9 protein-coding genes and 1 pseudogene are annotated in these 10,688 nt (G+C 64.7%); all 10 read right to left on the bottom strand.

Annotation, left to right across the window (positions count from 1 at the left end):
• Nucleotides 1-1,606, bottom strand: a pseudogene (locus QMX78_RS17220) (hypothetical protein); the annotation flags it as partial.
• Nucleotides 1,603-2,592 carry a hypothetical protein gene (locus QMX78_RS17215; RefSeq protein ID WP_282271813.1) on the bottom strand — a complete coding sequence of 330 codons (990 nt, stop codon included), beginning with the start codon at nt 2,590-2,592 and terminating at the stop codon, nt 1,603-1,605. The gene QMX78_RS17215 and the pseudogene QMX78_RS17220, both read right to left, overlap by 4 nt.
• Nucleotides 2,589-3,437: a hypothetical protein gene (locus QMX78_RS17210; protein ID WP_282271811.1), complete on the bottom strand. Its 849-nt coding sequence runs from the start codon at nt 3,435-3,437 to the stop codon at nt 2,589-2,591. Before QMX78_RS17210 ends, QMX78_RS17215 begins: the two co-directional genes overlap by 4 nt.
• Entirely contained in the window at nt 3,427-3,657 is a 231-nt protein-coding gene (locus tag QMX78_RS17205) for a hypothetical protein (protein ID WP_282271809.1), read from the bottom strand. The genes QMX78_RS17210 and QMX78_RS17205 overlap by 11 nt, the downstream gene beginning before the upstream one ends.
• On the bottom strand, nt 3,657-4,085 hold the full coding sequence (locus tag QMX78_RS17200; protein ID WP_282271807.1) for a hypothetical protein: 429 nt from the start codon (nt 4,083-4,085) through the stop codon (nt 3,657-3,659). The genes QMX78_RS17205 and QMX78_RS17200 overlap by 1 nt, the downstream gene beginning before the upstream one ends.
• Nucleotides 4,076-5,299, bottom strand: a complete 1,224-nt coding sequence (locus QMX78_RS17195; protein ID WP_282271805.1) for a DUF2163 domain-containing protein — start codon at nt 5,297-5,299, stop codon at nt 4,076-4,078. The genes QMX78_RS17200 and QMX78_RS17195 overlap by 10 nt, the downstream gene beginning before the upstream one ends.
• Complete coding sequence (locus QMX78_RS17190; RefSeq protein ID WP_282271803.1) at nt 5,289-6,491, bottom strand: hypothetical protein; 1,203 nt, start codon at nt 6,489-6,491, stop codon at nt 5,289-5,291. Before QMX78_RS17190 ends, QMX78_RS17195 begins: the two co-directional genes overlap by 11 nt.
• Nucleotides 6,488-10,027 carry a phage tail length tape measure family protein gene (locus tag QMX78_RS17185; RefSeq protein WP_282271802.1) on the bottom strand — a complete coding sequence of 1,180 codons (3,540 nt, stop codon included), beginning with the start codon at nt 10,025-10,027 and terminating at the stop codon, nt 6,488-6,490. The genes QMX78_RS17190 and QMX78_RS17185 overlap by 4 nt, the downstream gene beginning before the upstream one ends.
• A gap of 1 nt (nt 10,028) precedes the next feature.
• Nucleotides 10,029-10,163, bottom strand: coding sequence for a hypothetical protein (locus QMX78_RS17180; RefSeq protein ID WP_282271800.1), 135 nt, complete (start codon nt 10,161-10,163; stop codon nt 10,029-10,031).
• Nucleotides 10,163-10,688, bottom strand: a 526-nt coding sequence (locus tag QMX78_RS17175; RefSeq protein WP_282271796.1) for a DUF6631 family protein, incomplete at its 5' end; no start/stop codon positions are given. The genes QMX78_RS17175 and QMX78_RS17180, both read right to left, overlap by 1 nt.

Below are 10,688 nucleotides of genomic sequence, written 5' to 3'. Positions count from 1 at the left end.
AAACGCGGGCGACCGGCCACCAGGCGCCGGTCGCCCCGCCCGCGTCGGGGGCGCCGCGGGCGGCGACGGCGACGTTGTAGTTGTGGCCGCCCTGCTGCGGCCGGTCGGCCACGACCAGCAGATATCCCGCGTCCGCCGGCAGCACATCCAGGTTCGCCCGGTCCAGGCGCTGCACAAGCTCGATGTACGGCGCTTCCAGCGCGGCCTGCTGCGTGATCGGATACGGCGTCGGGTCAGGGCGGGTGTCCACGCCCGGTTCGACTTCGACGAACGAGGTCTGCGGCAGGCTGTAGATGTCCTGCGTGGCCTTGATCCGCATGGCGCCGCTCTTGAGCGTGCCGGCCTGCTTCTCGCCCAGCAGGCACACCATGTCCTCGATGCCATGCTTGGGCGCCTGCAGGCGGAAGTGCCTGTTCGGCCGGATCGCCCGCACCGCGTCCGGCATCACGACCAGATTGAACGGGATGGTGGGCGTGGCGGTCGTGCGCACGTCGCGCTCGGCGACGATGAGCGCCAGGGCGCCGCTGGGAATTTCGGGATATTCCATCGTCTGGTGGATGACACCAAAGGCGTCGATCAGCCCCAGCGCCTGCACCGATGGCGTCATCACGTCTTCTCGCCTGCAGGGGTCGAAGTACTTGACGCTCACCGAGTTGACCGCGCCGTCGAGGGTCGAAGGCTGCGCCTCGAACGAAATGATGTCGTCGTCGGTCACCACCGGCAGATCGTCGACGTCGTAGTCGCCGCGCGCGAGGTCGAGGTAGTACTGGCCGTCGACCAGGTCACGGCTGACGCTGCCACCAATCAATCGGCAGATGCGCCCCTCAAATTCCTCAAGGCTCTCCGCCGAGGGGTCGTAGGACGTGCAGATGCCGAAGCCTTCCTCGTACAGCTTGTCGGCGGCCGCTCGGTAGCTGGCGTCGTTCATGTTGGCTTTGGGCTCGCGCCCGATCTCCGGGTGCGTGCGCGCGTAGTACAGCACGTGGGCCGGGTTCATCGCCCAGTTGTCGGTGTTGAGGAACGTCCACTGCAGGCGCTGCTTCGCGTTCATGCTCACGTGCAGCAGCGGCTTGCCGGCGACTGCCAAGGGGGCGCCGCCCTCGCCGACGGGGGGAGTGTGCTCGACCAGGAAGCGCTCACGCTGGATGCGGTAGCGCAGCACGTCGGCCCTGACGTAGGAGAGGATGACGTCCGAACTGTCGACGGCAAACTGCCTGGCGTCGTCGAAGGTCAGGATCGGGTACAGGTGATCCGCCGGCAGGGCCGTCATTGCCATGCCCGGCAAGGTGGGGTCGTACCAGCGCAGCCATGCAGTGCCGTTGGTGTCTATCAGCGTAAGGTGCGGATCGCCGTTCTGGTTGAAAGCCAGCGATACCGCCGTGAGGCGGGCCGAATGGGAGTACAGCACGACCTCGGCCACTCCTTCGGCCGAGATCAACACGTCCTTGTCGTCAACGCGCGCCGTCCAGAGCCGCACCAGCAGACCTTGCGATGGGTCCTGCAGCGCGACCGGCCCCCAATGTTGGGATTCGACCAGGCGCCCCGTATAGGGGTTAATCCATCCTCCCCGAACAGGCTTAGCCGATAGCCGACCGTCAGGAATCACGGGCTGTACCTCGCCCAGGTCACTGCGAAACTGACGGTGGCGATCCGTGCGTTGGTCTTGTTGAGCTTGGGGTTAAAGATCAGCCCCCACGGACCGAATGCACACACCGAGCGGCTATCGTTCAAGCTTCCGGTGCCGATGGTCACGAAGCCAATACCGGTCGGAAAGTTTGCTTGCGTCAACCCAAAGGTCAGGGTGACAGCCCTGGTGTAGCTACCAGGAACATAGGCGGCAACTTGAATCGCAGCCTTATTCCCGGTGCCAGCGTTGTTCCACCCCGTTGCAGCTGCAATTGCGTTTTCAGTCGCATCTCTCTCTGAATAGCCCGGATAGCCTTGCTCATTGCCCGCAGAGTCGGGATGGATCGAAAACCCAACGCGCGCGGCCCAGAAATCCACCTGCCGCTGCAGCGTTGCCCGGCGAATTGTCACGGTGGTGTCCACGCCGTCGATCACCGCCGCAACCTCAATATCCTGCGGCGGAAGGTACATGCGCAGCTCATAGACCACGTCCAGCACTTCGTCGGACAGGAGCGTGATGGTCGTCGGATTGCCGGAAATATCCTTCAGCAGGGAACGGCTGAACGCGTTATTGCCCGTGTTGCTGAATGACATGGCCACTTCAGCAAGATTGAGCCCCGAGATGGTACCCGCGGCGAAACGCTTGCTCACGCGGCGATAGATGTAAGTGCCATCCATGCTCAGGCCGTAAGCGCCACCAACGCCATCGGTCTTGGTGGCCCCGACCTGCATGACCAAGGCTTGATCACTGTCCTTCGGCGCGGTATTGCCCGTGCCGATCCGACAATAAGCGAGATTGTTCTGCGACGAGGGCGCCGAGCCCAGGAGGTTCATGCCGACGTCGGTGATCAGATTGTCGAACCAGGGCAACACCACCTGGCGCGTTCCGGCGATCTCATTGCCTTCCGCGTCGACCCTGAACTTCTCAAACTGATACCTACCGCCATAGCCGAAATTGATGTTCACGACGTTGATGCTCCAAGGAAGTTAGTGCTGATGGATAGGGACTCGGCGGGGATGTCGTTCCGACTCAACACTTCCTTCGTCGCCGCACCGATGAAGCTTGGAGCTGTCGCCAGAGCTTCGGGGGAAAGGCTGTGAGTGACCTGGATGAGCTTTGTCCCTGCACCGATGAAGACGGGGGAAACAGCGAGCAGTTCCGGGTACTGGTTGAAGGCCCACTGCAACGGGCGCGTGCTCGCCGAAATGAAGCCTGGCGCCACCGCCAAGGATTCGGGCGGCTGCGGCCACTCGATCATCACCTGCCGGAGCTTGGCCGACAGGAAGACCGGGTGGATCTGCATCGAATCGTCCACGTACTGCGTATAGGGCAGCGAGGTAGCGTGGATGTAGGGGTCGCCGCCGCTGCAGGTCGGCATGGGGATGGCAGCCTTGCCCGGATACCAGCACTCGTCGTCCCAGCCCGCGAGGATGCGGCGGATCTTGTGGCTGGCCTTTTGCGGGTACGGGTTCATCGCGCCGTACTTGCCGGCGAAGACCAGCGTGGCGAGCCCGCGCCAGGCCGGCTGCTGCGGCCCGAAGATGCCTGCCAGGCGGCTGCTGGGCTGCTGGGTCGGCTCGCCAAACATCAGGTCGACCGAGCCAACGATGCCGCCCTGGTCCTTTTCGCCGCCCCACAACGTGGGCGCATTGATCTGGATGGTCTGGCTATGCGTCGCCTCGCCCTTCCACGCGGTCTTGTCGCCGCCGAAGAACTCAAGGTAGGCATCAATCGGCCCGATGCCGAGACCGCTGTGGAATGCGATCTCGTACCAGTAGCCGACGGTCGTGGATTTGCTCTTACCGCCCATCGGCCGCCTCGCATTCGCGTGCCCACGCGACCAGAGCGAGCGCCATGCCGTCGCCCGTTGCTGACAGCTGCGCCGCCGGGATACCGCGGCGCACAAACTCGCTGAAGTCCAGCCCGTGCTGTAGGAAGAACTCGCGCGCCCCGCGCCTGCAGAAGCCCGGCGCTGGCCCGAACCCGGGGATGCTGCGCAGGTGGGCCAGCGTGACGATCAGTTCGGCCATCACTTCTTCCCGCCCTTCGTCTTGACCGGCGTCGTGCCGGTGACCTTCCAGGCCAGCAGGAACTCGTCCGTCACGATGACGGTGCCGAAATGGTGCTTGATGCTCTGGCCGTCCTCGGTCGTGGGTGCCTCGCCGGCATTGGGCTTGGGCTTCTCGGTCTTGGGTCGGAGCGCATACGAAATCACCGCCGAGACAACAAGGATGATCAGCTGCACCACCCACCAGTACACGGCCTTCACTGGCTCGCCGGCCGGGGGGGGCAACAGGGCAGAAACCGCTACACGCACCAGTTGGATGACCACAACCAGGACGGCGAAACAGAACACCACCGCCTGGGCCGCGGAACCCTCGGGGGTGTCCAGCCACCAGTAGCGGAACCGCCACCGCTGGATCTCAAACTTCCTGCGCATCCGAGCGATCAACCCCATGACATGCTCACTCCGTCCATCGGGTTCTTGATCGGCTTGTAGATGCTGCCGCCATAGTTGTCGGTGTTTCCGCGTTCCGCGCATGCCGCCCACGTCCGAGGGCACGTCGGCAGCGCGGTGATAACGTCGCCGACCTTTGGTGCAGCACCACCCGGAGTCAGCGTCAACAGCGTGCCCCCCAAGGCATGGTCGGCAATGTCGCGGCGGATCAGCAGGCCGTTCGGCGCGTTGAACGCTATGAACCCACCGGCCAGACTGAACGTCGATCCGGCCAGCTCCGGCGCTGTGATCTGCAGGCCGCCTACCGCCGCGACAGTGGCGGTTACTGCGACGGCCGGTATTGCAACCGATACGACGGACCCAACCGACAGACCGGTGGCGTCGGACAGCACGAGCGCAGCGTGCCGTGTGTAGTAGTAGGAAATCACGACCGGCCCGATCTCCTTCGAGTGGTCTGTCCTGTCCCCGATGGGCTCCCAATGGAACTCGGTCGATTCGCTACCCGGTGGCGTCATTACGCGGCGCTCGGTGTATGCGAAGTAGGCTTCGAGGACCGCCGCCGCCTGGCCGGAGCCCCACGTAACCTGGCGGCCACGAAGGCTCTGGATGTAGCCGGCCAGCGCCGGCACCAGGACGTGGGCCTGCGGCGCCACGTCGCCATCGACGTGCTCGAGCTTGGTCACCGTGCCGGTGACGACACGGGCACCGGCGCCGGTGCCCAGGTTGCAGCCGCGCGGGCCGACTGAGTACACCGTCTTGCCGCAGCCGCGCTGCCAGCGTAGACCTTGGCCCCGAGCATGGGCATAGCCATTGCCCGGCTCGCATGTCAGCTCCATCTCGCTGCCATCGACCTTGGGCTGGACGATCTGGCCGATCCATTCGATGGCTGGCGCATCAGCGCTGCCAGCGTCGTAGGTCATGCACACGACGGCAATCGTGTCGGTTGGCGGATGTGGCCACCAGTTGTTGCCCAGCGACTGCGTGGTGGGATAGTCCGCCGCGGAAGGATCTAGCAGATAGGCGATCTTGATCGTGACTTTGTCCTTGGCGCGCTCGACGGTCTGCCGGATCTCGCTGCGGCTGATCTGCGCGGACAGGTAGGTCTTCCCGTCGATCACGAGGTCGCGGTCGGCCGTGCAGTAGCGCCAGGCCAGGTGCTGCCGAGTGAAAACGAACAGATGGACAGGCTTGGCGCCGAAGCGGTTACGGGCCATCGGGTACCACCTCCTGCCAGGGGATGATGCATCGAGCGCGACCATCACCGCCGGTGATGTGCTCTATGTCGACCTGGTCGCTGGCTTGGGTGCACAGCGCCATGAAGCTGATTGCCCTGACCTGCGCCGGTGCGATCGCGCGCGCCAACGGCGCATCCAGTGTCAGGCGTTCCGTTCCCCCGAGGTCCATGGACGCAGTGATGCGGCGGTAGACGATGGTTCCATCAACAAGGTGGATGGCGATGTCGCGGCGGTTGGGTTGCTGCCTCCCGAACAGGGTGTAGCCCGCCCATTCAACTGTGATGGACTCAACCGCCGCCGTCGCCGGCAGCGCCAAGCGGAGGTCCTGCTGCCAGGATGGCACCCACAGCGGCAGCGCCCGGCCGCGCAGGCCGTACAGCAGGCCGCGGAACGCCGCCTGCTCAGTGCGCCCCCACAGCTCCCACACGCTGCGCATAGAGCGCTGCGCGACGCCAGCAATATCTGCGACGAAGGGCATCGCCGTCCCGTTGTCGACAGTGGAAAGGAGCCGGGAGTACCCGATTTCGCCGTCCTCACCGAAGTCGGGGCGAATGGTCAGCACGGGATGGCCACGGTACTGCGTCGCGGGCAGCTGTTCGGGCCAGTCACAGGACTCGTCGATCGTGAAAGACATACGCGGCCGGTCGAGCGTGTCCGTGATCGTGCGGATGCTGGAGTTGGCATCCATGCGCGCCCAGCGCAGTGGCAGCAACCTAGTACCACGGCGCCAGGCGCCACCCAGCGGCATCGACAGCATGAAGCCATCCACGTCGATCGCCTCGATGTGTACGACTTCCCATCGAGTAATGCTGGCCCACAGCACGGCGCGACCGCCCGCTACGAAGTCGTAGCCCTCGGTTCGGCAGGGAATCGAAAGCGCGCCGGCGGCAACCGGAGCGGCAAGCATCTGCTGGTCCGGCCAGATCGGCAGCAGCCAGCGGCGACCGCTCCACTCGCGCATCAGCGCATCGATCACCCTGCGCTCCTGTGAATCCGCTACCGCGTCGAACGAAAAACTGCGACGTGGTGCGAAGCGCAATGAGCGGTGGACCGTCACGCCCGAGCTCGCCTGCAGCACTTCGGTCGACCAGCTCAGCGTCTCGCGCACGCTGCTGCCCCAGTCCGCCGGCCGCGGCCAGATCACTGGTGCATTCGCGATGAACCCCGTCATTCGCTCCACCCGGCACGAATGGAGCCACCTTCCTCGATCGTCGTGTTGATGATGGTCTTACGCATGGAATCGCTGCTGGCCAGACGCTGCGCCAGTTGCTCGGCGTCGGTGAAGTTGAGGATCTCCAGTTGGACACCACCGCCGGGCATAGCCCGGTCAGCGAAACCGCCATCGGCGAACTCGAAGCGCGGCAGCGGTGCCACGGTGCGCGGCGGGGGAATGGCCGCGAACTTGGCCCGGTGCTGGTGGATGGCGCGCATGGTGTCCAGTCCGTAGTAGCGAACGGCCTCCTGCGGCATCACGTACTCGCCCCGGTGGACAGTGCCAGCCGGGGTGTACTTGCCGCCATCGCCGGTGTAGCCACCGACCGCGAATCCAACACCACCGGCGGAGTTTGCCGCGCGCATGGCGATCGCCGCCGTCAGCAGTTGGATGGCAGCCTGGATGACGGCATTTGCACCCGGCGACAGCCCACCCGCCGCAGTGGCCAGGTTGGCGGCCGCGCCGACGAGATTGGCGGCGCCGAGCTGGATGCCTTTGCCGGATGTCGCCAGCTTGTCAGCTGCGGTTTCCGCTCCGGCGATGTTGCCCGCCGCCTGGGAGGCGGCGTCTCCCACTGCCGCGACAGGGTTGCCGGCAGCGCCGGCGGCGCCCGGGCCACCACTGGCAGCCGCAATGGCCGACGCGGCGCTGGCGCCAGCTTCGGTCAATGCCGAGGCTACGGTGGTGCCGGCCTGGACCAGCGCGGTGGATTCGGGCGTCTCGGTCACGGCCGAACCGAACAGGCTGGGGAACCAGTTCCCCAGCTTGTCCATCAGCCCGCGCTCAGCCATCTGCGTCAGCTGCTCGGCCGCCCAGTCCGCCATGCCCTTGGCCATGGACCCCATGAAGTTACGGACCAGGCCACCAAGGGAGTTCGCGTCGTCGCCCAGCGACAGCAGAGCCGACTTGAACGAGTCGTGGAACGTGCTGCGAACGGCGCGCGCCAGGGAGTTCGTCGTCGCCGCCATCTCCTGCAGCTTGATGTCGATCGCCTCGACGCTGGCCAGCGCCGCGGGGTCGCCCAGCGCCTGGGCGGCCGCGCGCATCTGCGGCACCAGTTCGCGCAGGGTACCCAGCTTGCTGCGGTACAGGTCGACGATCTTCTGCTGGGCTTCGGACTCGGTGATGAGGCCGGCCTGCAGCTCGAAGTTGATGCGCTCCTGCTGGCCACGGATCTCCCCCATGACCTGGTTGTAGGTGCGCTGCAGCTCCTCCAGGTCATAGTTGGCCTGGCGCAGGTTCAGCAGCTTGGAAATATCGGCCGCGCCTGCCGCGTTGCCGATTTCCTCCAGGTTCTTCTTCTGCCGCTCCAGTTCCTTGTTGACCCGCTCGAAATCACCCGATCGGCCACGGCCCTGCAGGCGCGCAATCTCGGCCTCGGCCTGCGCCAGCGCAGTACGGCTGTCCTTGCGCTTCTCCTCGAAATCAAGTGCCTGGGCCCAGTCCTGCAGCTGCTCCTTCATCCGGGCGCTTGCGTTCTTGAACTGACCTTCCTCCACCTCGTAGCGCATCCGGGTGGCGTTCGTGACCTTCTTTTCGCCATCCTCGAGCTCGGACAGCATGGCGACCTGTTCGGCCAGTCGGTTGAGCTCGCGTTTGGCCGCATCGTCGGCACGCTGGCCGTCTGTCTTGGGGCCTTTTTGCGTCCGCTCCTTATATTTCTCTTTGAGTTGGGCGAGAGCCTTGTCATAGGCTCCACCACTGACGGAACCATCCGCGCCGAATATCACATCGGTTAGCAGGCCGCTGTCAGAGTTTCCGGCTTCGGCACCATCACGGAGCGCAATGAACTTTCTTCGCAAATCATCAACCGCACGCGCAAATTTTTCGGTCTTGCTTGCCCCATCAGCCAACTCGTTCCTCAGCGCATGCTCTGCTTCAATTCCCGCATCAACCCGACGGCGTTGGGCGCTCTCGCGCTCCTGCTCAGCATCTACCGCCTGCTTTTGCAGCATCAACTCTTCACGCATATTGGCAAGGCGCGTAATTACCTCGTCACGATTCGCCCTAAGTAGCAGCCCACCCAGCGGACCGCCCGGCGCAGTGAATATCCCAAACCTATTCTGACCATTTGCGGTCTTAATCAGATTGTCTACAAGTCGGATTTTTCCTTCAATATCTTGATTGGCCGCATCCTTCAGTAGTTGCACCGTTTCGCCGACCATATCCTTGACGCCGCGCCACATGCGCTCCAGGCCAGCGGCCGACTCACGAGCCTCAGCCAGTCGCTCTTTATGTACATTGGCAAACTGTTCCACCAAGACCCGTGTGGCATCCTGTGTTTTCCCCTGAGCCTCCAAGGCCCGCACGTGCTCATATACCTCAGCAGTGAGGAAGTGGTACTGCTTATTGAGTTCAACGGCGTAGCGCGTCGGCTCGTCAATGAGCTGAAGCATCTTGGAAACGGACTGTTCAACTGACTGCCCTGTCAGTTCCGAAAGTGAAACAGCGGCTGATGCCATGTTTTCAAGGGTTTCACCACTCACACGACCAGACTGCGTAAGCAGGTCGACTGCTTGACGGGCCTTCCCATATTCGCCTGTGGCTGCGCCAAGCTCGACAGCAACGCTGTTAAGCCCGCTTGCCGAAATGCCAGCTGCGCCCCCAGTAGCCAGAAGCGCCGTTTCCAGCGCACGCATTTCGGTATAGCCTTCGTAGGCGATATAGCTAAGCGCTGCTACTGCAGCAGTCGTGCCAGCCACAGCAGCCCCCATCCCTGTAAACAGGACTGATGCAGCTCCGGCCTTGTTCCCAAGCTGGAGAATCTGGTTGCCGGCCATCTGCCAGTTGCCGGTAGCGGCATAGCTGGCCAGTTGCGTCAGATCCCGCTGTGCACCGGCGTTGTCCAGGCGCATGCGCCGCATCAATCCCGCCTGCTGGTTGGAATCGATGATCTGGTTGCGCCGCTGCTGGAGCGCGGCCGTTGCACGATGATACTGCTCGGTGCTGATGCGACCGCTGTCCAGCGCAGCCTTGAGCGCCGCTTCGTCGCGCTCCAGACGTTTCAGTTGGGCGCTGGCCTTGTCGTATCGGCCAACGGTTCCGTCCAGCGTCTTGTTCTGCTGATCGGTAGTGCGCTGCAGCTGCGCCTGGCTCTTGTTGAGCTTGGCCAGCGCGCCGTCGTACTCCTCGGCGGTCACCAACCCCTTCGCCATTGCGCGGTCGAGCATGCCTTCGGTGTCGGCCAGGTCGTCCCAACTGCTGGCACCGCGCGAGAGGCGGTCTTCCAACTGGCCGATCAGGCCGATCTCCTGCGCCACCGCGTTGCGCGTCGCCTCGCTGGCGCGCAGCCAGGCCGCCTGCGCCGCGGCATCCAGCTCGCGCGCCTTGGTCATGCCGCCGGCATCGCCCTTGCCGACAGCGTCCAGCTCGTCGGTGGCCTTGCGGGCAGTGTCCACCGTCTCCTGCAGGCCGGCGTTGGTCTGCTGGATCTCGCGGCGAGCCTGCGCGAAGTCGGCTCGCATGCGCATGTCCATGGTGAAGTCGCGATCCACGTCAGTCCTTCCTCAGTTCCGCGATCCGGCGCTGGGCCAGCTTCAGCCCTTCGCGCGACTGGACCTGCCCGTTGAGCAGGTCCTCGATGAGATCCGCACGGCGCAGCCGCTGCTGGCGCTGCAGCTGCGTGTGCATCAGTTCAAGTTGCCGCCGGGTGCGGCGGCCAAGTCGGGTGATGCATCCGCCGTCGAAGCCGGCGCCGGCGAGGTCGCAGAAGACAACGTCCCAGTCGAGCGGCTCGCCGCCGCATTGCGACTGCGCAGCACCAGCGCCGCCTCCTGCAGAAAAAAATGGCCGTTCACCGCCCACCAGGTGGAGAACAGGCGGTCCTGTTCCTTGGGCGGCAGCTCCATGACCCATGCAGGCGTGCGCTCGCACGATGTCGCAATCGCACCCACCAGGAAGGTGCGATGCTTGCCAACAAGCGCACGGACGGCTTCCCAGGGGTCCTGGCCTGGTGCGGCGAGGATCACCACGCAGTCATCCAGGAAGCCACGGTCCGCATAGACCACGTCCATGGCTTCGAAGAAGCTGTACTCGCGCACCGTCACGCGCTCGCCGTTGATCGGGAGGGTGATGTCCGGGTTGAGGATGGGCGTCCCCCCGCGCCCGCGGGGGGCCGCCGGGGGGGGGGGGCGGGGGGGGGGCCGCGGGGCCCCC

This window comes from Stenotrophomonas sp. PS02298 (genome assembly GCF_029959445.1).
Taxonomy (GTDB): domain Bacteria; phylum Pseudomonadota; class Gammaproteobacteria; order Xanthomonadales; family Xanthomonadaceae; genus Stenotrophomonas.
The sequence above is the reverse complement of the archived record's forward strand: the minus strand, read 5'-3'. Positions and strand labels throughout refer to the sequence as shown.

Coding starts and splice junctions, on each gene's coding strand:
- QMX78_RS17210 (WP_282271811.1), bottom strand. CDS start 3,437: ATGGGCGGTAAGAGCAAATCCACGACCGTCGGCTACTGGTACGAGATC.
- QMX78_RS17205 (WP_282271809.1), bottom strand. CDS start 3,657: ATGGCCGAACTGATCGTCACGCTGGCCCACCTGCGCAGCATCCCCGGG.
- QMX78_RS17200 (WP_282271807.1), bottom strand. CDS start 4,085: ATGGGGTTGATCGCTCGGATGCGCAGGAAGTTTGAGATCCAGCGGTGG.
- QMX78_RS17195 (WP_282271805.1), bottom strand. CDS start 5,299: ATGGCCCGTAACCGCTTCGGCGCCAAGCCTGTCCATCTGTTCGTTTTC.
- QMX78_RS17190 (WP_282271803.1), bottom strand. CDS start 6,491: ATGACGGGGTTCATCGCGAATGCACCAGTGATCTGGCCGCGGCCGGCG.
- QMX78_RS17180 (WP_282271800.1), bottom strand. CDS start 10,163: ATGCACACGCAGCTGCAGCGCCAGCAGCGGCTGCGCCGTGCGGATCTC.